The sequence below is a fragment of the Anabaena sp. FACHB-83 genome (assembly GCF_014697485.1).
Taxonomy (GTDB): domain Bacteria; phylum Cyanobacteriota; class Cyanobacteriia; order Cyanobacteriales; family Nostocaceae; genus Nostoc_B.
Genome location: NZ_JACJRY010000007.1, coordinates 48,891 through 74,563, shown reverse-complemented (window position 1 = coordinate 74,563; position 25,673 = coordinate 48,891). Strand labels below are relative to the sequence as shown.

Sequence of the window (25,673 nt, the reverse complement as noted above, 5' to 3'; positions counted from 1 at the left end):
CTGCCTCACTTCGACTACGCTCAGTGAACACCTGCCTGGTTGGTGAGCGAAGCCGAACCACTGCCTTCTGCTAGTTAATTAGAAGCTGATGGGTTATTAATTTCAACCAGAACTTTGGCATTAGTTAAGCCAGAAACTTTACTGCTATCTTCTGGAGAGATGGCAATTTTAACTTCTACAACTCTGGCATCAACATCAGCAGCCGGATCATTATTCAACACATCTTTTTTACCGACTTTTCTGCCAATTTCAGCCACAGTTCCTTTTAATTCACCTTCAAAAGCGCCATTATCACTACTGACAGCAACACTTTGACCAATCCGAACTTTACTAATACTATCTTCTGGAACTTCTGCAACCACCATCATTTGCTCAGTTTGACCAATTTCAGCAATACCATTGGGGCTGATGGCTTCGCCTGACTTGGTGTAAATTTTTAAAATTTCTCCAGAAGTTGGTGCTTGAACGTAGCTTAATCGCAGTTCTGCATCGGCTTGTCTCACAGTAGCGATCGCATTACTAACTTGTGCTTGCGCCATTTGAACATTCGTCGGATCAACTTCTATCAATCTCTTGAGTCTGGCTCGTTCTTCGTCGAGTTGTCTTTGTAAAGTGGCTACAGTTTTGTCACGGGTGACTCTAGCTTCAATTAGTTGCTGTTGTAAGCTGGTTAAGGTTTTGACTTGGTTCGCCCTAGCTTCTGCAACTTGTTGACGCAAAGTTGCGATCGCTTGTCTGAGAGTCGCTTGACTTTCCACTACCTGCTGTTGAGCCGTAACCGCACTCAGTCGCCGTCTATCTCGTTCTTGCTGCGAGATAGCACCTTGGCGATAGAGAAAATCATAACGTCCAGCATCAACTTGAGCATTACGCTGTTCGGCTTGGATACGTGTCAAAGTGGCTCTTAAGCTATCACTTTGTCCGCGCAATTCTGCTTCCAAGCGATCGACTGTCGCCTGTTGAGCTAGTTTTTCTGCACTCAACTGCGATGCAATTCTAGTAATTGAGGCTTGTTGAGCATCCCTCTCGCCGCGTAACTGAGCTTCTAGTCGAGCAATTACCGCTTGTTGCGCTTGTACATCTCTAGGTGAACCCACTCGAATTTGGGCTAAATTAGCACGCGCTTCTAGTAATTTGGCTTTTGCTTGTTCGACATTGGCTAACTGAGTGTCATGATTGTCTAAAAGGGCAATCACTTGTCCTTTTCTCACCTGTTCTCCTTCGCGGACAAACAGTTGCTTCACTCGTGATGCAGATTGTAATCCGGCTGCTGGTGCAGAAAGTTTAATCACTTCACCGCGTGGTTCTAAACGCCCTACTGCACTAATAGTGTTAGCAACTGGTCTGACTGGTACAGATGAGTTAATCTTTTTCAATTGCTCAACTTTAGCTGTAGTTAGTAACCCCGCAGCGATTACTATTGGTAAGGCTACAGCGATGCCCCACCAAATCTTAGGTTGTTCTGGATCAAGTATTGGTGGCCTTGATCTTGGCTTCTCAGTCACCCTTGACATGGTTGTTGCCTGTTTATTTAAAAATGTGCTGATGGATATAAAAAAGTATGAGACGTAGTAGAGATTTGATAAATTACCTCTACTAAATACCCTCTGAAATTTGATGCCAATTAATACTTAGAGCCACAACTTTGACATCATGGCGCTAATAGTAGGTAGCGTTTATCTCATTAATTTTCAGTAGTGGTAGAGCAAAATTAATGGGACAAACTACTAGTTATTCAATAGATGCAACAATCAAGACAATTGCTAATGCGTAATTAAAATATCAATGAGAATCCACCGCTTTGAAAAGCAACCCCGGTTCAGTTGGAAACTCAATCTTTATCAGAAACTTAATTATGAACTAGCAATTACAAATTTTCAATCAATTTTCTCAAATAGCGCATCCCTAACATTACAGTTTCCTTAAACTTGTAGTCAACTAATTATTAGGTTTGTTAACTTTGAACTCATTGGGAAATTCGCTCCACAGATGCTACAGCTATGGTTAAACTCCATTAAACTATTGTCATAGCAAGAGGCAGTGGTTCGACTGCGCGGTAATCGAGCGAAGCGATGCACTGAGCTTGTCGTTCGCGTAGCGTCTCCGGTAGGAGAAGTGTCGAGATTCACTAACCAGAGGTAGGAGGTAGAAGCATTAGTATTCTTTCAGCATTTGTATGTTCAAAATTTCCTAATCTATATGCTTCTTGCTATAACTAAATTCTACATTTATCAGTTGCAGGAAAACGTAACAGAATCTACAGATGCGGCAGGGGAAGAAAGTCTGAAGTGTGTAGATGGGTTTTGCTCTGCTTCGTCAAATGTAGTATAAAATTTAGGACTTACGCAGACTCTACGATTTCTTGGCGTTCTCGGCGACTTGGCGGTTCGATAAATTAAGCTTTTTGAGAATTTTTGCGTAAGTCCTGAAATTTTTTCCTTCTGTTTCCTAATTTCTACCTCCTGAGTTGAAAGTGCTGAGTGCTGAGTGCTAAGTGCTGAGTAAAAATACGAGTCGCACTTTCATACAAAGCTTGTGAAACTTGTTTCATCGGGACTGCTTTTTACACATAACAAATGACAAAGAACAAATGACTCAGGACTTATTCTGGTAAATCAAATAATACTGTCGTCATATAATTATCTGCCCATTCTTGCCCAAAGGCTTTTTCTAGGACGCGGCGGGTTTTATCGTTTTGTTGTTGTTTGGTACAGTAGTTGCGTTGTCCAGCGATAATTTCCTGAGTTTGTTCAGGGGAAATTGGACTAGCTGCGATCGCTTGGGTACAATGTACTTCTAAAAAGTCCTGCACACGTTCCAAGAACATCGCTTCTTCTTCTGGGGAACTAGGACGGATAAACAAGCAAAATTCCGAGAAGATGTGACCCCATTCTGGTAACTCTCGCGGTTGGGAAAATTCTATTGTTTTGAGTGCGGTGAGTTGATTTGTATAGGAAGCTGGCAAGGTCAAGTCTAAGTGTACCGGAGATACATCGGCGATCGCTGCACTAATTTGCCCTCTACCACCAACTAAATCGCAACCAAACATCGGTAAGTCATATTCTGGACGCGGAAACATCACGCAATGCAAAATATCCAGCATATTTCCCACCTTCGCCAGTTCTAAGTGCATTTTGCGAAACTGTGGTGTTTGATAGCAGCGATTTTCAATTGTCAGTTTTTCACCCTCTAATCGACCTTCCACATATCCCAACTCTGCTGGTAAATGGTAAGGCGACAGTTCTAAATGCTTGTGCCAAGCCGCCTCGATGCTATCAGCTAACTGCCGAATTAGGGGATGTTGTTGTTCACGGAGTGAGGGAGTTGAAGTAAATGACATATTCTCATCAGAAATGCTATCTAAGGCCAGTCTACAGCCAGCCGTGCCACTTCTATTCTGCCGCGCAACATTAAGCAAACTGTTACATATAGTTACGTAAAGTTATAAGACATTGACTTTTCAAATGAATTACTTATTTTGTAGTCTTAGTTACAGAATTATTTTGATTTTCATTCATCAGGGAGTCTTCGGTTATGCAAATTAATACTCAAAGACCAAATTGTGCTGTCCCAGCAGTTAGACAAAACCTAGCTTGGTTAAGCAAAGCCTATAGTCAAAATTCCCTCAAGTCATGTCAACCTGCTGTCTGGGTGCGCCTTGTCGAACCTCTTAGCCCATACAGCTATGATGAAGCATTGTTACTTTGCCAAGTTTCTGCCGATGAGTGGTTAGCTTGGGTTCCAGATCATGGGGAAGTGACATTGCGTCTTAGTCAAGGGTCAATAGTTTAGGACTTACGCAAAAATTCTCAATTTCAGAAGACTTGGCGTAAGTCCCGTTGTGATGAGTTAATTTATTGCCAAAAATCAGTGGCTTCATATCCCAGTTCTGCCAACATCTGCCGCAGCAAAGGTAAACTGAGACCGATAACATTACTGTGACAGCCTGCTATTTTTTCAACAAATAAACTACCAAAACCTTCCAAAGCAAAAGCACCAGCACATTTGAGAGGTTCGCCAGTAGCGACATAAGCTTGGATTGCGCGATCGCTCATGGTTGCAAAATAAACCCTTGTCACCTGACACTTAACTAAAGTCCGGTTTTGGGCAGTGTCAATCAACACATGACCTGTGTATAAGTCGCCTATATTACCCTGCATAAATTGCCAACGAGCGATCGCTTCTGCTGCATCTGCTGGTTTGCCATGAATCTTACCATCAATAGCCAAAACCGAATCACAGCCCATAATTAAAGCTGATGGAAACTGTGGTGCGATCGTTTCTGCCTTACGTTGAGCTAAAACCTGCACTAACTCACCAGGATCACTCAGTTGAATTTGTGACTCATCAAAATCACTGGGTATAACTATCGGTTCAATCCCAACCGTTTGCAGCAAACGCCGACGTGCAGGAGAAGCAGAAGCCAATACAAATTGAGGAATATTTATTGTCATTGGTCAATGGTCATTTGTTCTTTGTCATTTGTCATTTTGCCTCCCCTGTCTCCCTTGTCCCCCTTGTCTCCCTCCCTACTCCCCACTCCCTAATTAATAATTAATACACGGTGAAAGAATCGACAACATTTTCCATCGTCCGTTTCACCTTTGTCCAACGTTTTTCAGGAATGGAGGCGTTAAAGGTAAACAGTTTGCCACGACTAACAGCAACACTAGCGATGTTATGTCGTTGCTGAGAATTTGGGAGTTTGACTAAATACTCTAATATATAGTAGGTTTTGCCTTCATTATCCTTTTCTCGCGCATCAACTAATTCGGCTGTGCGACCAGAATCTGGAGGTGCAAGGGCCGCTTTGCCAAGTTTATAACCAACTTCTGTGGGAGCGCCCAATTCTTTTAAGGTTTTACCTTCAGGAACCGGACTAATCACGACAGAAACATTTTCCGAGATTTCTATCAAATCATGAAATACGATATCAGGGCCATTGGCAACTTTCACAGATAGCCAGCCATTAGGGTATAAAAACTGATAACCATCAGCAGTATCTACATAGCTTTTAAATCCAGCCGCAGCAGCTACACCAGGATTAATCAAGCTAAAGCTCAACATTAATAAGCAAATAATTGCAATTTTTTTCCACATTGTTAGAGATTCCTTTGGCGGGAAGTAACAAAAATTAAACATTATGTATCGTTTTTATTGTCCCACCAACGGGGTCGCTTCATCTCGTCATTGGTGATGAGTCATTTGTCAAAAATTAAACAATTTGCAAAACCAAAAGTGTCATATCATCAGTGTTTTGCCTATCAGTACCAATAAACTGCTGAACTTGGTTAAATAAATAATCCACGATTTCTTCTGGCCCGTTGCAATAGCGACAAGCGGCGCTGAAGGCTGCTACAAAGTTTTCTTCATCGAAGCGATCGCCACTAGCCGCCGCCGCATCCGTCAGTCCGTCTGTATAATAAATTACAGTATCTCCAGGTTCTAACTGTGCCTGGGCATCTTCATATTGACTGTTGGCATCTAAACCAATCAACATCCCCAAAGTATCTAAGCGGCTAACGGTTTTTGTGGCTGCGTGCCACCACAAAGGCGGATTGTGTGCAGCATTACTGTAAGATAAAATCCGATTTCTGGGATTGTACTCAGAATAAAACAACGTCACAAAGCGGTGGGAATTTTCCAAATCCGCATACATCACTCGATTCAAATTTTGCAAAATCCCCGCCGGGGAATTGCCATGTAAGACTTCGCCCCTCAGCATTCCCCGCATCATCGTCATAATTAATCCGGCGGGAACACCTTTCCCCATCACATCTCCAATTACAAAACCCCAACGGCTATTTTCTGGAGACACTCTATTAATTAACTGCAACTGGTTATGATTGGTGGGAATAAAGTCGTAATAATCACCACCCACACGATTAGCAGGTTTACAACGTGCTGCTAGTGATACACCAGGAATATTCGGACATTGACGCGGTAAAAGTCGGCGTTGAATTTCTGCCCCAATTTCTAATTCTTGGTCTAGGCGTTCTTTTTTCCGCAGTTCTACAGCTAGTTCGTCGTTTTCAATTGCTACTGCTGTTTGGTCTGCAACCAAGCGCACTAGCTTTTGTCTGGTTTCTGTCCAGCTATAGTCAGGGTCACGACTTAAAACGTAGAGCCAGCCGCGTTCTGTATGCTTAACTAAAATTGCCGTGCCGAATATTTGCACATCAGGCCCCAAATAGCGGTGCATCTGATCATCTAATATGCCGGTGGAACTCGCCAAAGGTGTGCTGTTGGGCAGTAATGTAACTTGACTACTGGCTGTTTCTAAAGCTTTGCGAATATTTTTGCGCTGGCGACTATCCTGCCAGTGGAGTTGCTCTAACCTAACTTGACCGTTAGGCTTGTAGAGAAATAAAGCACTACCATCAGCATCTGTCACCCTTGTGGCCATCAAGGGAATCAGTTCTAAAAACTGATTTAAATTGTTGAAGCTTCTGAGGGCAAATCCTAAAGAACTCAGCAAATCTTGAATTTTGTTCTGTTCTCGATGCAACCTTGCCACAAGTTCTTTTAGTGCTACGACTGGTGTGACATCCGTCGCGGCACTATTATTACCATCAGTAGGTTGAAAGGGTACTTGAGACACAGGCACAGATAATATCCAGTTAAGAGTAGTAGATTTTCAATTGATTAATAACTCTTTGCGGCAAAATATTGCTAAATCATATTGAGACAAGATAAGTCAATTTAGCAAGAGTAGAAAGACGTAAGCGAGAGCGATAAAAAACTATAGCATTCGCTGATTTTATTTCTACCTAAATCCAGATACATAAATTTCATGTGTTTTTACGCAAAAGCTGATGAGTATAAATCAGTAAATACCTCCATTGCTGAGAAAATTCTCACGCTCACGGCAGTCAATTAGCAAATCATACATCATGAAACATAAAATTCCTTAATTAATTGATTAATTATTTTTGCCAATTTTTGAGATTTTTTCTTGTCTCAGAGAAATATTCAGATACTGAAATAAACCATAACTTAAAATTTTCAGGGAAAATATCACTTTAACTGGATCAGCTAGAGCATTTTTCTAACTTTTAATTTACCTTTAGAGAATATTTGTCAGTTTTTCTGGAAATTCACTTCAATATATATACTCCTAAATTTGGACAAGCTGATTTGCTGATAACAATAGGCTTTTGCTAACTTACCAACGAACTTACTTGAGCTTTTTTGTTTTTTTCAGTATTTATAGCAGTTCTCAATTGGGTTTACAAGGTTGGGACTGGCGCAAAAAGATTACTGGTTGAGAATGGGTGTAGGGGTGTAAGGGTATAAGGGTTTTGCATACCTAGACCCCTACACCCTTCTTACATACCTGACTTTTGCGTTTGTCCCATACAGATTTAGCCACTCAAGAGAGCTTCAACAAACTCGTAGCTAGAAAATGGGCGTAAGTCTTCAATTCCTTCACCAGCCCCAATAAAGCGAATTGGTAAACCTAATTGTTGGACTACAGCCAATGCGACACCACCTTTGGCGGTACCATCCAATTTGGTTAATACTACGCCACTCAGTTGGGCCGCTTGGGAAAATACTTCGGCTTGGCGCAAACCATTTTGACCAAGGGTAGCATCTAAAACTAATAGAGATTCGATTTTGGCGTTTGGGGCTTTTTTGTCGATGATGCGGCGAACTTTTGTGAGTTCATCCATTAAGTTCTTTTTATTTTGCAATCTTCCCGCAGTATCAACTAATAATAATTCTGTGTTGCGTGCTTGGGCGGCTGCGATCGCATCAAACACCACGGCGGCGGGGTCTGTATTTTTACCAGGGTTGGCAATGACTTCTACACCACTTCTGTTTCCCCAAACCTTGACTTGTTCGACAGCCGCCGCCCTAAAAGTATCTGCTGCGCCAATCAAACATCTGTAGCCAGATTTTTGAGCTAAATGGGCAATTTTACCGATGGTTGTGGTTTTGCCAGCGCCATTTACACCAGTAATTAACCAAATATTTAAATTGTCTTTATCTGGGGCAAAGCTGGTTTTCTCAGATTTGCGAATAGGCTCCTCTAACATATCCCGTAAGATTTGTTTTAAGTAAGCGATCGCTTCTTCTGGAGGTGTAACTTCTTCCCGCAGTTTTTGTTGTAAAGCACTGATAATATAATCTGTGGCTTCTACACCCACATCAGCTTGTAACAATACAGATTCAATTTCGGTTACTGCTGCTTGGTTGAGTGGCCCTTGTCCAACAATGGCTTTTAGTTGATTGACGATGTTCCGCCGGGTTTTGTCTAATCCTTGGCGTAACTTTTTCAGCCAGGTGATTTCTTCAATCGAAATGTCTTCTGCACGTCTACCTTGAGCCGCCAATAATTCTGCTGACCAGACAAATCCTTCATCAAATGCCAAATCTGGCATTTCTGCGGCAGTTACTTCACTCACACTTGCTGGCTGTGCCTCTGGTTGTGTAACTTCAATGGCACTAGCTATTAAGCGTTCTTGCTTGGCTTGCCGTTCTGCTGCTGCCCGTTCTAAAAAAGATAATGCAGCCGTCTCGGTGGGCTGAGTTTCTTGTGATGTTACTTCTTCCGTACTGGCTGTAATTTCTGTTTCTGTAACAGCTACTTCCTCAACAGTAGTTGCTACTTCTGGTTGTGGTGTTTCGATAGTTGCCGCAGGTTCTTGACTGGGATTTGTGACCTCTTGTGAATCTGCGGCTATCGTGTCTGTTGGGGCTGGTTCTCCAGTTTCTATTTGTTGTTTTTGCTGGATATTTTTATAGGCAGCTTTAGCAAACGCCAACAAATCTGCGGCCGAATCCGGTGCAGTTTCTGGGTTAGTATTTGATGTTTCGGTTGCCTCTGGTTCGGTTACAGGTGTGGGAGTATTTTCTGCCTCTTGGTTTTCAGAGGGAGTAGCAGAAGAATCGTTATATTGACGACGAAACCAATTAAAAGCCATTGCTGCTAACAGTGTTAGTTGTGATTTAAGTTAGGAGTTATGAGTTCGTAAGTTAAGAGTTTAATAGAATTTGTTACTCTTCCCTGTGGTGAAATCCTCCGGGATATCCTCACCTCTCAATTTCGGGTTACTGGGAGGGGGTAATTCATCCCTCACAAGTACCTGACTTCTCCTCACCTTCAACTCACAACTTAGCATTCAGAATGGTTACAAAGTTAGGATAAAACACTAGGAAGTTTTTTTTGTTCTGTGAATCGCCGCAGCACTCCATTAATAAATCGATGACCTTCATCGCCACTGTAGCGTTTGGCTAACAAAACAGCTTCGTTGATGGCTACGCTGTCAGGCAAGTTTAAAAATGTCATTTCAGCTACAGCGATACGGAGAATGTCGCGGTCAATTTGAGCTAGACGGTTGACTTGCCAATCTACCAAAGCCGCCGATATTTGTTCATCAATCAAGATCCGATGCTCATTCACGGTTTTGACAATTTGAATGGCATATCTGCCAACTTCTCTGTCTTGGTTGGCGAGTTGAATTAATTCGGGAAACTCAACTGCTGCGCCAAGTTGATTGATGGCGGTTTGGGTATAAGAGATCGCTTCTTGTAGCATGGTTCTCGCAGTATTCATATCAGCAGCGCGAGTTTGGCTAGTTAATAGGCGATCGTTACTGCGTTGCAATTCCGCCGCAGCGTTGTCTAAGGTATCTTGCACTTCTGCCCTTAAGGTACGCACGGTTGCTAATACCAATTTAGGCAGATGTTCTTCGGTGAGTTTTTTAGGGTTGACTGGCAGCTGGCTGAGACTTAACAGCGCCAGTTCACGAGCGATTTGTTGGGGTTTGCGGTCTTGCATGGAAGTGAGTGCCTAAGCACTGAATTAGGGTGAAAATTTAATTGATTGCTACAAAGCCAGACATTCATAATATCTATTTACTTGTGTCTTTGCCGGATAAATTTTATATTTCCTCGACGGAAATTACTGAATGTTTTGATTCCCTGGTTAAACTCGCTAAATTTTGTTCTTTGCCTAAAACTAGCGGGGGTAAGGGCGTATTCGGTGCCACAATTCCACCAGAGACAATCACTTTAAAAGCATCTTCGATTGACATTGAAAGATTGATCACATCTTCTTCTGGTACTACTGCATACCATCCTGTAGTCGGGTTGGGTGTCGTTGGGATGAAAATGCTCAACATTGGGCGAGGCATTTGGGATTGAATTTCATTGGCGATCGCACCTGTAACAAACGCGATCGCCCAAATGCCTTGTCTGGGATACTCAACTAAAACCACACGGCGAAACTTGCCTGGAGAATCTTTAAGTAAAGTCTCTAACAGTTGTTTTAAGGTTTTATATACCTGTCCCGCTAAGGGAATTGCCTGTAATACTCGCTCACCAAAATCTAATAACCATCTCCCAGCAATATTCCGAGCCATTAACCCAATTAACAAAATACTTAACAGTGGTACTGCTAGACCCACAGCTAAATTTAGTATATTTACTAAAATTGGGTGTAGCCCATCAAAGGGATTGAGTTGTTTGGGAACTTGGGTAAGGAAGTCGATTACCCAATTAGCGATCGTGATTGTGAGCCAGATGGTGGTTGCTAGGGGGATAACCACTAACAATCCTGCTATCAGGTCATTTTTCAAGTCCTGCTTTAAGCGATCGATTACCAAACTTAGTTTCTCCTTTTCTTGGCTAGTGAAACTTTAGATAAGCAGAAATTCATACCAGCAACCGCCCAAGGTTAGAAGGCTGTACTAGTAATATTTTTTACCCTGTTCTATTTTAGAAAGCTGTCACTAAATAGCTTTTACCTTGATAATATGCTGTTCAGACCAGAAAAGTATTGATTTTTCGCTAGTTCGATGTTGAATACAGAAAGATATAGCTAACTACCGATAGTTCTTCCATCTGTGAGGATGTTACTTTTCTTTGTACAGCTTGTAAATGAATGTTGCAAATATTTTAATTATTACTAATCCTACCGCGATCACTCAAAATCTGACTATGTTTCTAAAACCTATGTATGACAACTAAAAATCCACTTGTAACTAGTTTAGAACTAAGCCGCAAGTAAAGGATGTTTTTCTGAAAAACTTTTGTTATAAATTTTAATAAAATAGAAGACTCCGGTTTGATTTCCGAATTCACTTATGTAGTCAGGGAGTATGAAAGAAACTTTAATTTAAAGGGGTGTGGGTATTCAAAACCCTTACACCCTTAATACCCAATCTCCACAGAAAATCTTGGTGTGTAAGTCCTTTTTTACCCCTCTCCAGCAGTTTGTGTAGCGACAACCTTGCTTTTCTCAGTTTGGGATAGTGTTTCTTCTAAGGTAGGTGTAGGTAGATGCTGCATTTCCCAGACTTTCAACAAAATTAGGTACTCATAAAAAGCTTGCAAAGTACACCAAGCCATCCCAGCGCGACCATCCAAGCAGCCACCTAACATAAAATACATATAAAGAAAACGCAAAAAAGGTCTAGCTGGTAAACGCAAAGACAAGTCTTTTAAAGCACGCCGTCTTTCTACCTCAGTTTTGCCAAAAAATAAATCTCGCCAAACAACTGTGCCATTTTCTAGTTGATGTACTGTTTCTTTGGCTTCATCGGTAGAATAACGATTATGTTTTTCAATCCAACGGCTCAAACCTTTACTGCAAGTGTAATGAGGGTAAGTTTCCTTGATAAAGCTAGTAGCACCATCACATACTTCTCGTTCTGTGTGACCATAGTCTGTAAACCAGACCTTACCGTGGCGGAAAAGACGCATCTGATAACGGGGATATTGGGTGCTATAGCGAATCCAACGATTCATAAACATTACCCGTTCAGCAACGTAGTAACCAATGTAATCTGGGTTATGTGTGGCTTGTGTGCATTCCGCAAATAATTCGGGTGTCATCCGTTCATCAGCTTCCAGAATATAAACCCACTCATATTTCGGGGGTAGAGATTCTAGCATCCAAGTGCGTTGACGACCGTGGCTTTCAAAAGCGTGCTGCACAACCCGTACAGGATAGCGACTGGCAATTTCCACAGTGCGATCGCTACTGCACGAATCCACAACTATAATGTCATCCGAAAGCATTGCCGACTCAATACAAGGTGCAATATCTAGTTCTTCGTTATATGTCAGTATGTAAATTGAGAACATTTGCAGATTTTATAGCGATTTTCCTAACAGTTAATTTTTAGGAGGCAGGAGGCAGGAGGGTCACAATAATTCCTACTCCCTACTCCCTACTTTTTTACCGTGCAGCAGCTTTACGTCCACCTGTTTGTAAAGCACCGCCACCTCTTAATCCTGTCCAGCCAATAATAATGTACCCAACAGATAATAAAAGACTACTAATTCCAATCCGTAAGCCAGATTTCCAAGCATTGTCTCTTGCTTGTTTTTCTGCATCTTCCTTACGCTGACGAATTTGTCCTTTTCTTTGATTCGCCAGTGCTTGAGGATCTGTTTGTTGGTCAATAAATTTGTCCAGTTCTTGCGGATTAGCTTTAAACTTCTGGAGTAAGTCTTTCTGTGATTGCGGCAATTGCGGATTTGCCAGAGCTTGTTTATACTTTTGATCATCTTTGAGCAAGTCAGCAAACTGCGCCCTGGCTTGGGCGCGGAGTTGTTCTAATTGCGCTTTCCCCTGATCTGTATTGAGTTGCGCCTGAAATTGATTCAACTGGGTGTCTAGTTGTTTTTCTGCTTGATCAGCTTCTTGAGTAATTTGAGTGACAGTTTGTGCTTTGGCTTGATTGACATTGTTCAGGTGCAAGGGAAAAATCAACAAGAAAATTAGACCCAAGACACTAGAAAGTATAAACGCTGGCAATCGTAAATCGATACCTTTAGGGCCACCATCACTAGCACCATCAATCCAATAGCCAATCAACAGAGAACCTAAGCCCACCATAGGTACAATCCCCCGGTCAACTAGGGCTGTTGCTAAGTTAATTTGCCAGCCACGATCAGTAGGTTGAAAGGGTAGCAATAAAATTAGAAAGTCCAGCAAAAAGGACAAAATTAAAACTGCCCCAATCACTTTGAGACCAAGGGCTGCGTTCCCGGAAGTAAAACGATTAGTCATATTTTCCAAACTTAATAGTGAGTCAGAGTGATTGTCCTATTTAAAGTTACTGGAATATTGTTCCTGTAACTCTGCCTGTTCAATAAAACTATCTCTTATATAGAAAAGGCAAAGGTAATCCTAGTGGATACCTGTAGGTTTGAAACTACACCACGGTAGCACTAGTTAACTTGAGTGTCTTCAGAAAATACATGGTGTTTGAAGATACGAGATTAGCTGATATTAATCAAAAAAACAACTTTTATTTTCAGCTTCTACTCTCTGGTTTTTCGCAAATAAACTGACTGCTGAAGCACTTCCTGCCAAATAGACAAATCCTCTGGTCGGTCAACATCAGCTAAAGTTGGTAAGTATATAGATGAGACACCCAAGTCAGCCGCAATATCTACAGTTTGTTGTAATACCTGAGAAGTTCCCCAATCGATGTTAGCGAATAATTCCGGGATGAAGCGACGCACACCAATTAAGTAGTAACCACCGTCAATAGCTGGCCCTAGTACCAAATCAACAGTTTGTAGTTCTTGAAAAGCTGTTGCCAAAATTTGAGATGTCAAACCAGGACAATCGCTACCAATGATAATTATATATTCAGCATTTTTGCGGAAACTATCAACCAGCGATCGCGCCATCCTTTTACCTAAATCGCCTTCACCTTGAGATGCGTAAAGTAATTCCCCACCCAACCAATCTTGCATTAACTCCAAACTACCACCAGCAAACCGCACTTCCACAGAAACACCAATCGTCTTTTGTAATTCTCCAACTTGCAACAGAGTATATTCTGTCATTTGCTGTTGCAGATGAGCAGCACCAACACTACCCAAAGCTGGTATCAGCCGAGTTTTGGTCTTTCCTGGTTCTGGATAGCGCGTAAAAATAATCAAGTGCTGCTTTTGGACTTCTGATAATTTCAGCACGTAATAACCTTAACTGTTAGCGACTCAAATATTTTAATAGCAATACTTATCGTTTTCATTAGCACTAGAACGTTCTCTGCCCTTTCGCATTGCGCCTAAAATCGTAGAAACATAGACACATCGCCTAGCCTTGCCAGTTTTATAACTGTATAAAGTAATTTGTCCTAACGTTCGCAGTGATGTATTAGTACATTCGTCTCCAGGCTGATAAACTGGACAACCTTGGTGGTTAAAAACAACACGCCAAATTGCTTGAGAAGTATGTTTTGGTACAGTCGTCTCAGATGTATTGCGATTATTTAAACTTTTATCAATCAGAATATTAGTTTCTAAATTCTGCCATAAATTGGCATTATTATTCACAGCATCAGAAATAAAAAAATTAGCATCTGCTCGATGAACTGCCCACTTCACAACATTATTTTCCTCACGAAAACTTACTTGCCAACTCACTTTTTCTTTTAGAGCTTGGCTTTGAGCTTGACGCATAGCCAAATAAACTTTATCTTGAGCAGTATTAAGACGACTTCTATCTACAAAAGCTAACCAATTTGGTAAGACCAGCCCAGCTAAAATACCAAACATTAAAACAATTACTAAAATCTCCGGTAATGTAAAGCCACTACAGGAGTCCACATATAAGATATTTTTTAACTTACCCCTATAAAATAAATGCACCTGAAAATACTTCTACAATTAATTTAATGATCACGTACCAAGTTTAATTTCCAAAAGCTATGCAGTTTTCATTATGATTTTGTTAAGTATTTTTGTTGATATTTTTGTTGGTAGAATAACTATTATAGCAATTTTAAGTAGTAACTTAAACGTAAAATTAACTCGCTTTAATCTTGCAGTATCGTAAATAAAAAATAAGTATAAGAACCTAGCAGCCAATATTCCTTTTTTTCGATTAAATGGTTCTTGGAGAGATTTACATACTAGATATTTATAAAGGTTAGTTAGGCTTAAATTCCAAACATTTTTATTTACTAATTCTCTAGTATGATATGCACCTTCTAAGACATATAAACAAGCCTTTTCTTGTCTAACTAAATTAGAAGATAACGAATTAGCACTGACTCTATACAAAATTTGCACTTTCGGGACACAAACAAAAGAATATCTAGCAGCTAACCGCAACCACATATCCCAATCTTGAGCAGCACTTAGTGATTCATCAAAACCGCCTAATTCAATTAAAGCTTCTCTATAAATTAATGGATTAGAACCATTTTCTAAAAAGTTACTTACTAACAATCTCTCATACACATCACCATTAACAGTAATATGACTTCCTGAAACTAAAAATTTACCATTTTCATCTATATAATCAGTCCAGCTATAAGCAACCTTCGCATCAATATTATCTTGCAAAGCCTCTAACTGACTTACCAACTTATCAGATGTCCAAACATCATCCGCATCTAAGAAACTAATAAATTCTCCAACTGCTTTCTGTAGTCCTCGGTTGCGGCTGACATTACCACCAGCATTCTCAAAAGAAAATACCTTAAGGCGTGAGTCTTGAATTTGTGAAGCAATATCTAAAGTTGAATCTGTCGAACCATCATTAATGACAATCAACTCAAAATCTGTAAAACTCTGGCTCAATACAGAATCTATAGTTGTTTTAATAGTTCTTTCGCTGTTATAAGTTGGAATAATTACAGAAATTTTGGGAATATTTTGAATGACACTGGTCATAATTTATCTAAGTTATCTACAAATTTATTAGACAAGTAGCATCGTAAAGCATATAAAGGACTCATCATACTAGCCCAATAAAACTCTATCTCAAAGAGTGCAATCAAATTACTGCTTAAACCTCTTCTGTACTTAATCAGATGATTTAAAATTCGCCGCAAATTTCCCAAAATAGTTTTGCATAAAATCATTGGTTTTTGCCAATTTTTAGCATTGATTAACCGGAGTTGGAAAATACACAAACCGCAACCACGAGCCAAATTTAACAAATAACTCTTCTCAAATCGCCAGTGAGGAATTTGATGATAAGTGTGCATGTTGGGGTTATACCAAATTTGCCAACCACCTCGGTGTATGTAAAGCAATGGTTCATAATCATCTCCTTGAACAAATACACCAGGTAATTTTCCAGTCAATGACGGTTTCTGCGGAACATAATCACGCCACACTTGTTTGCGGACAACAAGTGCTGCCGCAGGTGGTAGCCTTAACTTATCTGGTTCAAATTGATGTGCTTCACTTCCGTGTTCTCTGATAGCAAGAAAACCTTGAATTTTTTCAAAATTTTCTGGTGGTTTTACTTCATAATTACCATGAATTTGACCACTCCAAGCGCCAGCTTGAGGATATATATCTCCAAAAGCATAAGCTTCTGCTAACCAATTAAGATCGGGTAAATTATCGTCATCTAAAAAAGCTACTAGCTCACTTTTGGCCTCGTATATTGCTCTTAATCTTGCAAACGCAGCACCTTGCTGAGTTTCTAAAAAGTATTTTACTGGCACCTTATGGCTAAAAAGCTTTTGATAGTCCCGAATTATAAATTCAGTATTGTCTGAACTATTATTATCAATAATAATAATTTCCCATTGTAGATTCTCTACATTTACTTGAGTCAAAAGCAAATCTAGAAGTTTAGGTAATCGACTAGCTCCATTGTATGTAGGAATAGCTACAGTAATATCATAGTTATTTTTCAATATCTCATTCATAATAATTATTTAGAGTTAAAATAACCTTCATTAAATAAATAAAATGGACTAATAAAACTACTTATGAATAATTCCATTTCACAAGCTACCACTAAATCAATTTTGATTTTTGTGCCATGTCTAAGCAAGTGAGCTATAATTTTGCGTAAGTCATTTAGCATATAAATCAGAAGTACAATTGGTTTATGTGCAGGTTGTATGTTAATCATTCTAGTAACGTAGCGGCTAAGTCCAATTCCTGCAAAAAAAGGAAGTAAATAATCTTTTTGCAATCTAGAATTTGGTATTTGATGATAAATTTCCATACTGGGGTGATACCAAACTTCCCATCCTGCCTTTTGGATGTAACATAGTACTTCTAAATCTTCACTAGTGAGCATATTACCAGGGGTTCTACCAGTTAATATGGTTTTTTGTGGTACGCTTTCTAACCAAGCTTGTCGCCTCACAACTAGTCCCGCAGAGGGAGGTAATAATTTCTTTTTAGGTTCGTAGAGTAAAGGTACATCTCCACGTTCTGTAATTGCTAAAAAAGGAGCAATACGTCTTTGAAAATCTTCTGATGGTTCTGTTTCCCAATCTGGATGAATTTGACTACCATAAGCTCCAGCTTGGGGGTATTTTTGAGCAAAAGTATAAGCCTCTGCTACCCAATTTAATAGCGGGTAGTTATCGTCATCAAGAAACCCTATCAATTTACCTGAAGCTTCTGCTACTCCACGTTTTCGTGCGTAAGCTGCTCCTTGTTTGGCTTCAAATACATACTTTAAAGGATAGGGATATCGCCAATTTGCTTGATAACTTTGAACAACTTCGGCAGTATTATCTGTACTGTTATTGTCTACAACAATAATTTCCCAAGTGATATTTTCAGTATGTTGTTGATTTCGCAGTCTTTCTAGTAGTTCAGGTAGGCGAACTGCTCCATTGTAAGTTGGAATAGCAACGGTAAAATCTAGGCTTTTAGTCATGTCTTGATGGTTGTTTTTTTTGAGATTCTACTTTAAAAATGTGAAGAATAAAATGTATGTACAACACTCCTAAATAGAGTGTTGTTTATTTTAATTAATCAATTGCTAAACAGGTAAGATTTAAACTCGGTAATCTGTACCTGATATTACAATTTTGCTATCAAAACGTAGTTATATGTACCGTATTTTTATGGATTTTTTTGCTAAATTTTAATTACACTCACTATCTCTGACTTTGAGAGTTGAGCCTAAAATGCTTTTTACTATCACACATCGCTTTATAGTATTGTTAGATGCAGCAACGACAATTTTTAATCCGGGTGGTTCTGTAGAACCTGTTGGTGGTGTACCAAAGTTTGTAGGTAAAGTCAAAGTCCCCATATAGTCAAAGGTAATTTTTGTAGGTGCAGTTAAACTATATGAGACGGAAGAACCAGCAGTGTTTTCACTAGTAAGATTTGAACCAAGTAAAAATTTATTAGAAGCAACATTTAATTCTGCTAATAAAGGCTTCCATGCAATTTCACTAGACTTGAAATCAGTACCATCATCTTTTTTCGTGCGATAAATAGCAACTTCTATAACTTTGGTTGTGCTATTTTTCTGAAAGCTGACACTGTAACTTAGTTTTTTCTGTTTAGCTTGTTGCTGTGCTTCTTGTATTGCTGCTAAAACAGCATCATTGGCTTTATTTACCTGCTGTCGGTTAACAAAACTAAACCAGCTAGGAAGGGCGATCGCTGCTAAAATACCAATCATTAGAAAGACTACGATTATTTCTATAAGTGAAAAACCATCATCACTTGTAGTTGCTTCATTATGGTTATAGTTAAGTTTTTTGATTTGGATAAATTCATGTGCCAGGGAAAAGCCTAGCTTTGACATTAAAACATCGGTATTTTTCTTGCTTTTCATAGTTCAAAATTACAGAATTTTACAGAAATTAGATATTTATTTACTAAATATAAAACTGCGTCCTTCTACACGAATTTTAGTTGTGGGAAAATAAACATTTTGTGCCTTAGAGTAAATTATTTTGCTTTCATCATCAGTCAGTCGAGCTAGTGCATTTCCACGTAAGTAAATTTCAGCAATACTGCGATTTTCTTCAGTCAAAGAAGTAACACAAGCATAAAAACCTGTCATTGTTATACCGGTTGGAACTACTACCATATTAGATGGACAACTTGCACTTGGTACTTCCTTATTATTTGTAGTAGCACTTTGATCAACAAAATCTATCAAAACTATAGGTTTTTGGGTATATGCTTGTGATGTTTTAGTCCAACTATTCATTTTTTCTGCTAAAGTTTTATCTTTTTGAGAAAGATTTAATACTTGAAATCCATCATCAGGACATTGACTAAAGATGCTAGTTGTATCATAAGCTTTAGTACACTTGCTACCATTTTTATTAAGTACACCATCTTTAATCTGAAATCTAGCAATTCTAGCAGCCTTAGACCAAGGCTTTGCCTTGTCTTGAATTAAATAGTAAGCAACTAAAGAGTTAACAAAAGCATCATCATAAAATGTCTTGTCTTTGAGTTTTGTAACTACCGCATCTTTGGAAATTTCACGTTTCCAAAATACTAATACAGGGATTCCATTTGTGACTGTAGGTAATTGACTTTTAATAGCGTCAACTCCTGTAGCATCATAAATGTAAATAGCTTGTTGTAGATCGCGTGCAATATAATCAGTGGCGGCTTGAATTTCTTGCTCAGAGTTTGCTTTAGCTTGTTCTCTGCGATCTGTTTCTAACATACTTATCATTACCCCCATCAAAGGAGTAATAACTAACACTGCTAATAGCATAGCGACTAAAAGTTCAATTAATGTAAAACCATCATTTGTTGATTGTTTATAAAAATAATTGAATTGTTTTTTTAAAAGCCACTGCAATACGTTCATTGTAATGGTACCTCCGAAATAAAATATTTTGGTTACTGGAATTTATCTAGAACCATGAATTTTTAACTACAACCACCAATGCGAAGACATAAATTGTTGTATGAAGGTTGCCCTGTAACAACATCAGTGGTTATTTCTAGTAATGGTGCTTTGCGATCGCCTAATCCTTCTGCAACTGTCTTTTGTGTTACCTTATTGGGGGCATTTTTTCCCAAAGCACTACTGTCTCGAAAGCCATCTGCTCTGTAAACCCTTATTTCTAGTTGATATCCTGCTGTTGCATCGGTTGTTGCTTTGTTATAACGAAATGCTTGAATTACAAAATCCCGGCTGTTATCACTCGTACATTTGCCATCAGTATTGCCATCTATACAAAATAAATTGTTGGCTGGTGTTGCAGGTACAATACAGTATTTATTTGCATCACAGGTAAGGCTTCCTGCTGTGGGAACACCAGATGGTGTTGTATTTGTCTCTGCTGGAGGATCTATGGTTCTAGCTTGAACACCATCTATGTATGTTTTTGCAGCTTGAGTTGCTAGTTCTACACGTCTGCTTTGTAGGCGAGTCGCTGTAGACATAACTAATACTGGTGCAATGGCAGTTAACAAAATTGCGGCTACAAGTAGAGCTACTAGTGATTCAATAATGGTAAAACCAGACTCGTCTGAATAAGTAAATAATCGTAGTAATTGATGTGATTTCATAGTTACCAATTCAGCTAATTTTTGACTTCAACTCATGATTAAATTTGCTTTTGAGTTATTTAATTTGTCCTCTCCCAGTGTATTTATTACAAATAAGCTGGGAGAGTAATTGCTACCGATTCTTTTTAATCGGGTTTAATTTTGACACTGGCTAGGACGTTGATTTTTTGGTAGAGCATATTTAGTACTCTTTTTCTTACTGGATTCTATTTGTATCTCAAATCCAGTACCGAATCCGTCTTTTGTCGTTGTGTCCTGAACTGCACATAACAGAGCTTGCACCCAAGGATCATCCCGTGACACTTCTCGATAGTATTCATCTGGTGGGTCAGTGGTGGGAATTACAAAGCGTTGGGCAAACAAGTCTGGAGTTTGTGATAAGAGTCCTACATCAAAACCCCAGTTACGTAAAGGTGGCATGTAATAAGGTGCTAGTCCTATACCCGCACTGTCTGAGTGATAGTAGCTATTCTGACGTTCTGAAAATAAACTGTTGGCAACAGCGTTGCCGCTTGGAGATGGCCTTACAAATACTTGGAAAGGAGCCGTAGCGTAAATACTACGTTTAAACTGGATAAATGAACCAAGAATATTAGCTTTAACATCATCCCAGTTCTCTAAAAAGCGAGGAAAGTTATGTAAGCCTCCATTAATTTCATAGTAAGGATTAGTAGTGTTGCCAACACGAATTGGGGTATCACCAGCAGCAATTACCAAGTTAAATGTAGTTTCTGTAGCTTTAGGCAACCACTTAGTATTCTTGACACGCTCACTTTCTGTACCTAAGTCAGTTATTTTGCCGTAGTCTTTTTCGTCTGAAGGGGTGGCTTTAGGTACGTTGATTTGCAAAATTGGCTCTAAAATCGGTTGATCAGTTGATGTAGCACCAGTTGCGAATCTGTAGAATAGGCGAGTTTCTTTGTTGTAGTACTTTCTCGTTAATAGTGGCGGGTTGGCATTCTGATTTTTCTCTACAGTTGTAAACCAGAGAGCATTATCTGTTGCGTTAGGTACAGATCCTGAAGCATCAACTTTACCTGATACAATTCCTAAAGCGACAGGAGGTTTAGTAATTGCTGTTGGATTGATTATGTTGTTATCTACATCAAGTAACCTACCACTCGAATCTCGTTTGAATGCAACTCGACGAGGAAATTTTGTATAATCTTTTTCTGTTGATTTTCCCTGGTCGATTATTTTTGCTGCTTTTGCGGTTGTTCCAGCTATTAGTTTTCCAACATCTTGACCGACTACATCACTAGATTTTTTAGTTGTATCTGCATCTAAACCGATATACCAATCAGTTGCACTACATTCAGCAACATCTAACTTAAAACACATCTCCATGACGTACTCTGGAAAGTTAACACGGCGCTGAATAGGAGTGACGAAATTATTGAAGTAGGAACTGTTAGCACCAGCAGCAGTATTACTACTTGAATAAAGAGTATCTGTGAAATTGCGGGAAGTAACAAAGTTGTTGTCCCAAAAACCACTTTTCAGACGATTGTTTTTGACTGTGGCTGCATCACTAGTATCGGTGCGGTTGTTTCTCAAATCAAAGTCACCATCGCTGCGATACCCTTCCTTAAAGTTGCTTGACAATAAAGTAACAGCGTCAGCTAAAACAGAAGCAGGTCGCCATTTTTCACCTTTATCACATTTAGGTAATCTCGGATCGTTAGGACGGCAAGCGAAGTTGGTATTCGTTGATTTACGTTTATAAAAATTACTCCAGTAATCGCTAGAACTCAGGGTATAGTCAGTAAATTCTTCGTGTTCGTGTTTATTAAACTCACCCTGAATATAAACTGGTAAATCTGTAGTGAGAATTAAGCCTTTTTCTTCTGCTCTGTAATCTGTTTTTCGACTTAAATCTGCGCCATTAACCAACATAATGGCGTTGGGGCGGCGGTTGGGATCAAGTTTATAGTCGGTGGCACTGACGTTAGCACTTGAATCGCTGCTATCGGCTTTAGCATCATCACGGGTAGCATAAATAACGCCACTATTAGGCAACAGGTATTCATCAGACCAGGTATCAGTAATTGCTTGCTTACGAAGTATATCTAGATCAATTTTAGTGGCACGAATTTCTAAAGGCTGACGTTGTTCCATTTCCAGGTCATATTGTCCCGTTGCTGGTGTCAGTTTATCTATGCTTTTGATTTGCCTAGCGTCAAGAAAGGCTGTTTCTTTAATCGCATCATTAGGAACTAAAGTTGCATTCCGCGTAAGAGTACCATCAGCAATTTCTAAGGCACAAATGGTAGAATCAATGGCTGCTTGCTCTGACAGGCTGAGGGGTTTAGATGTTGCTTTTTTCAAAGCCTGACGCAAGAGGGGATTAACAAATTGTCCATTAGGGAATACCAAGTTAGCTTGATACTTCAAGCGTTCTGCCAAACCAACAGTTTTTTTAGCTACATCAGCAGCAGTAGCAGAAGTGCTAAATAACCCATTGGCATCTGTAGTTAGCCCTCTGGTAATATCGGCAGATGATGTCTTAGAAACCTCATAACTAAAGCCATTATTAGATTTGTCTATCTTAGTTGCGTCATTAGGGTCATAACCATCAGTTGTTGCAGTGGTTAAATTTGTAGGGTTGTAGTAGCTACTAACGCAAGCAATTGGCTTTTGATAGTTATCACCAGTTTTTGGATCGTAAGGGTCTTTATTGTAGTGATAAACTGCCGTAGCACGCATGACCAAATGACCACGAGTTTGTTTGCTAGGATTGGTGGGGTCACTAGGATCTGGTACTACCATTGGCATGGTATCAGGCCATACAACGGGTGCGTTGTTTTCTTTTTCCGTTGTATTAGGATTATCAGTAGCTGTGGGCGGTGCTGGTAAATTAGAACCTGCTGGGCTGTATACTCCTGCACCTGTAATTATTCGCAAACCACCAACTACATCTACTGCATCAGCACGAATACTAGCAGCTGATGTTTCCCAATAGCCGTCCCGTCCTGTAACACCAAGGTCTGCTAACTGTCTGACGCGGGTTGTACGGGTACGTGTTTTGTTGCTATCGGTTTTACCATCTTTTTGTTTCCATTTTTCTCCAGAAATTTCTTCTGTAACATCTTCACCAACAAATTCCTGGCGAGTGCTATTCCATCGCAATTCAGGTAGGTTGTTACCTACAAGAATGCGATCGCCTATTAGTACTTCTGTAACAGGATTCTGGTCAACGGTTTCTGGATCAGTGGCTGGTAACTGGGATTTATCTATGGTTAACTGAGTGTTTGTATCTGTGGGGTATACCCAAGCATCTAGCGGACGTAGCGAATCATTATCACCTTGTAGAACTTCACTAGATGTATATAAAGTAGTACCAGTTTTAGTGAGTCCAGATGTACCTAAAGGAACTTCCTTGAATGGTACACGCCTAGTACGCTGACGGAAGTAGACTTCTAATTCTTCTTTTCTGACTTTATCTGTGTCTAAGCCAGGGTCTTTGGTTATGCGATTATAGATGTTATCCTTGACTACCTGCGGATCATTACCTTTATCCCGACTGAATTGAGCTTTGACCAAGAAATCAATGCGTTCTGCGTAAGCTTGGCTGTTGTAGGCAACTTCGTTGGGTAAGTTATTAGTAGATTGATTTGTTTCTACTGTTAGCTTTGTATTGGTAGGAGTAGAATTTTCCTTGAATAAATCTACGGTGCTACTGTCGATTTTATCGTAGTTCTCAGCTATGGCAGTATTTGTCGCTACGTTACCACCAATAATTATTTTGCCATTTTCGCGATCGTAGTAGCAAGACTCTGTACTGCTGACTTGATAGAATTTAATTGAGCCAGTACCACTACCTGTAGCTTGTCTGTTAAAGAAATTACTATTAGTAAAAATCCGTCCATTCAAATTTAAAGCAGGGCCTGGTGTAATCTCTAAATCATCTTCATAAACTACGGCATTGTTGGTCAGTGGTAGTTGTTTGCGATCTTGTTGCAATTCTATAGCTGAAAAGCCAAAGTTACCTTTGTAAGCTTTATATTTACTCTGAATAGTCGTGTCAAAAGTACTAATATCCGTGATAGGAACTGTAGCGGCGTAGATAAAAAAGCTCTTTTTCAATTCTCCAGTGATGACTTTATACCAACTAGAACTACCAACTAAACTTGCACTGGTACTGCCACTAGCATCACACACTTTCCCTAATACTGGAGCAGTTCTGGCCTCAAGAGGACTACGTTTCCGCTCAGGATCACTACCAACGTAAGCGGGGTTACGAAAGTAAACACCATAGAGAGTAAAACTATCAAATTTACCATCATTATCAGTATCTACAGGGAATTTCCACGCTGTTTCTAGTACTTCCTTAGATTCTAAGGCTCCATCAGTGGGAGCTTCGATAGTTTTATCTCCATCTATGTCATATCCTAATGTTACTGAAGTTTCGTCACCTAATGTGTAGTTACTTAGTTTAGTCACTAAGGTTTTATAAAGGGTTGCATCAGATGGTACTGCTCTTGGTAATGTAGGGTCAGTGAATAGTGCATTAAGTTTTGCTTTAGCACGCTCCAAGGCGGGAGTTGCAGCTTGTAGCACAACTTCATTCACTCGCACGTTACTAGCATTTTTAGCTCTTTCAAAAGACCTAAATAAAATGGCGGTAGTCAATAAAACAACTACCAGCGCAACCATCGCCACTGTTGGCAATACAAAACCAGCATTTACAGAGTCTCGTCGTCTCCTACTGAGAAATAAAGTCCGTAGCAGCCAATTAATCTGCTTTTTTAACGTGAATAAAGAGTACTTACTAAGTGTTTTGGAGATGATTTTGATAGTCTTGACTAGCTGGCGTTTTAAAGACATAGCTGCTTTCCTGTCAAGTGGTTTGATGCTAGTTGATTTTTGGGCAATTGTGAAATTTACCTGTTGAGTGATTCTTCAGGTTAAATAATTTTTTTATTGATGCTAATTCTTGCTTAACCTGTTGAGTTAATATCTCAACACAGTAAAACACCAGACAATGATTTTTAAGTTATACCATTGCTAAACTTTTTATATTTTCTGGAAAATACTGATTTTTCCACCTCAATGAATTTGTTGCTGATCTGGGATAAAATACGTAGGCTTCATCTTAACTTTAAAGATGTGTACTGCATTTGCTGACAACTTTATGAAGGTATGTTTGACAAGATAAACTTAGGCTACCCAACTGGAGAAGAAAAAATATCAATTGAAGATAAAAAGTATGAGTTACAGGACGTACGCACAAAGATTGTCTGTGGAGATTGGGTACAGGGGTGAAAGGGTGTTGGGTGTAATGGTTGTAGATACATACACTCCTACACCCTTATACCATCGTCAAAACTCTTGATTTTTCGTTTTTATGCGTAAGTCCTAATTAATTAAAAACCTCCCATTTACAGGGAGGTTAATAGCATCAATAATTAGGATTTTTTTGGCTATTGATACATTGTGTG

20 protein-coding genes are annotated in these 25,673 nt (G+C 39.5%); 1 reads left to right on the top strand and 19 read right to left on the bottom strand.

Annotated elements, in window-relative coordinates:
• Positions 1-74: 74 nt before the first annotated feature.
• Together H6G79_RS10910 and H6G79_RS10905 are read right to left on the bottom strand one after the other, a co-directional pair.
• Positions 75-1,514, bottom strand: a complete 1,440-nt coding sequence (locus tag H6G79_RS10910; protein WP_190588667.1) for an HlyD family efflux transporter periplasmic adaptor subunit — start codon at positions 1,512-1,514, stop codon at positions 75-77.
• A gap of 1,088 nt (positions 1,515-2,602) precedes the next feature.
• Positions 2,603-3,340, bottom strand: a complete 738-nt coding sequence (locus H6G79_RS10905) for a phycocyanobilin:ferredoxin oxidoreductase (protein ID WP_190588666.1) — start codon at positions 3,338-3,340, stop codon at positions 2,603-2,605.
• A gap of 194 nt (positions 3,341-3,534) precedes the next feature.
• Here H6G79_RS10905 and H6G79_RS10900 point away from each other — a divergent pair, with 194 nt between their 5' ends.
• Positions 3,535-3,792 carry a hypothetical protein gene (locus tag H6G79_RS10900; protein WP_190588665.1) on the top strand — a complete coding sequence of 86 codons (258 nt, stop codon included), beginning with the start codon at positions 3,535-3,537 and terminating at the stop codon, positions 3,790-3,792.
• Between the two features lie 62 nt (positions 3,793-3,854).
• Here the strand turns inward: H6G79_RS10900 and H6G79_RS10895 are convergent, their stop codons facing one another.
• The 17 genes from H6G79_RS10895 to hpsA all read right to left on the bottom strand — a co-directional run bounded on the left by H6G79_RS10895 (position 3,855) and on the right by hpsA (position 25,059).
• The gene (locus H6G79_RS10895; RefSeq protein WP_190588894.1) at positions 3,855-4,448 is read right to left on the bottom strand and encodes a nucleoside triphosphate pyrophosphatase; all 594 of its coding nucleotides are present in this window, start codon (positions 4,446-4,448) and stop codon (positions 3,855-3,857) included.
• Positions 4,449-4,554: 106 nt separating this feature from the next.
• On the bottom strand, positions 4,555-5,100 hold the full coding sequence (gene psbP, locus H6G79_RS10890) for a photosystem II reaction center PsbP (protein ID WP_190588664.1): 546 nt from the start codon (positions 5,098-5,100) through the stop codon (positions 4,555-4,557).
• A gap of 115 nt (positions 5,101-5,215) precedes the next feature.
• Positions 5,216-6,607 (bottom strand): SpoIIE family protein phosphatase, encoded by a 1,392-nt coding sequence (locus tag H6G79_RS10885; RefSeq protein WP_190588663.1) that lies wholly within the window; start codon positions 6,605-6,607, stop codon positions 5,216-5,218.
• Between the two features lie 757 nt (positions 6,608-7,364).
• The gene (gene ftsY / locus H6G79_RS10880; RefSeq protein WP_190588662.1) at positions 7,365-8,927 is read right to left on the bottom strand and encodes a signal recognition particle-docking protein FtsY; all 1,563 of its coding nucleotides are present in this window, start codon (positions 8,925-8,927) and stop codon (positions 7,365-7,367) included.
• A gap of 215 nt (positions 8,928-9,142) precedes the next feature.
• Complete coding sequence (gene nusB / locus H6G79_RS10875; RefSeq protein ID WP_190588661.1) at positions 9,143-9,784, bottom strand: transcription antitermination factor NusB; 642 nt, start codon at positions 9,782-9,784, stop codon at positions 9,143-9,145.
• A 103-nt stretch (positions 9,785-9,887) separates the two neighbouring features.
• Positions 9,888-10,610 carry a DUF502 domain-containing protein gene (locus tag H6G79_RS10870; RefSeq protein ID WP_190588660.1) on the bottom strand — a complete coding sequence of 241 codons (723 nt, stop codon included), beginning with the start codon at positions 10,608-10,610 and terminating at the stop codon, positions 9,888-9,890.
• 592 nt (positions 10,611-11,202) lie between these two features.
• Positions 11,203-12,093 carry a glycosyltransferase family 2 protein gene (locus H6G79_RS10865; RefSeq protein WP_190588659.1) on the bottom strand — a complete coding sequence of 297 codons (891 nt, stop codon included), beginning with the start codon at positions 12,091-12,093 and terminating at the stop codon, positions 11,203-11,205.
• Between the two features lie 94 nt (positions 12,094-12,187).
• Positions 12,188-13,024, bottom strand: coding sequence for an HpsJ family protein (locus tag H6G79_RS10860; RefSeq protein WP_190588658.1), 837 nt, complete (start codon positions 13,022-13,024; stop codon positions 12,188-12,190).
• Between the two features lie 254 nt (positions 13,025-13,278).
• Positions 13,279-13,941 (bottom strand): TIGR04282 family arsenosugar biosynthesis glycosyltransferase, encoded by a 663-nt coding sequence (locus H6G79_RS10855; RefSeq protein WP_190588657.1) that lies wholly within the window; start codon positions 13,939-13,941, stop codon positions 13,279-13,281.
• 33 nt (positions 13,942-13,974) lie between these two features.
• Positions 13,975-14,577 (bottom strand): type II secretion system protein, encoded by a 603-nt coding sequence (locus H6G79_RS10850; RefSeq protein ID WP_313933906.1) that lies wholly within the window; start codon positions 14,575-14,577, stop codon positions 13,975-13,977.
• A gap of 99 nt (positions 14,578-14,676) precedes the next feature.
• Positions 14,677-15,648 carry a glycosyltransferase gene (locus H6G79_RS10845; protein ID WP_190588655.1) on the bottom strand — a complete coding sequence of 324 codons (972 nt, stop codon included), beginning with the start codon at positions 15,646-15,648 and terminating at the stop codon, positions 14,677-14,679.
• A complete protein-coding gene (gene hpsE / locus H6G79_RS10840) occupies positions 15,645-16,640 on the bottom strand; it encodes a hormogonium polysaccharide biosynthesis glycosyltransferase HpsE (protein ID WP_190588654.1) in 996 nt (331 codons plus the stop codon). The genes H6G79_RS10845 and hpsE (H6G79_RS10840) overlap by 4 nt, the downstream gene beginning before the upstream one ends.
• Positions 16,641-16,645: 5 nt before the next feature.
• Positions 16,646-17,611 carry a hormogonium polysaccharide biosynthesis glycosyltransferase HpsE gene (hpsE, locus tag H6G79_RS10835; protein WP_190588653.1) on the bottom strand — a complete coding sequence of 322 codons (966 nt, stop codon included), beginning with the start codon at positions 17,609-17,611 and terminating at the stop codon, positions 16,646-16,648.
• Between the two features lie 210 nt (positions 17,612-17,821).
• On the bottom strand, positions 17,822-18,526 hold the full coding sequence (locus H6G79_RS10830; protein ID WP_190588652.1) for a Tfp pilus assembly protein FimT/FimU: 705 nt from the start codon (positions 18,524-18,526) through the stop codon (positions 17,822-17,824).
• 36 nt (positions 18,527-18,562) lie between these two features.
• Complete coding sequence (hpsC, locus tag H6G79_RS10825; protein WP_190588651.1) at positions 18,563-19,525, bottom strand: hormogonium polysaccharide secretion pseudopilin HpsC; 963 nt, start codon at positions 19,523-19,525, stop codon at positions 18,563-18,565.
• A gap of 62 nt (positions 19,526-19,587) precedes the next feature.
• Positions 19,588-20,232, bottom strand: coding sequence for a hormogonium polysaccharide secretion pseudopilin HpsB (hpsB, locus tag H6G79_RS10820; protein ID WP_190588650.1), 645 nt, complete (start codon positions 20,230-20,232; stop codon positions 19,588-19,590).
• A gap of 135 nt (positions 20,233-20,367) precedes the next feature.
• Positions 20,368-25,059, bottom strand: a complete 4,692-nt coding sequence (gene hpsA / locus H6G79_RS10815) for a hormogonium polysaccharide biosynthesis protein HpsA (protein ID WP_190588649.1) — start codon at positions 25,057-25,059, stop codon at positions 20,368-20,370.
• Positions 25,060-25,673 lie beyond the last annotated feature (614 nt).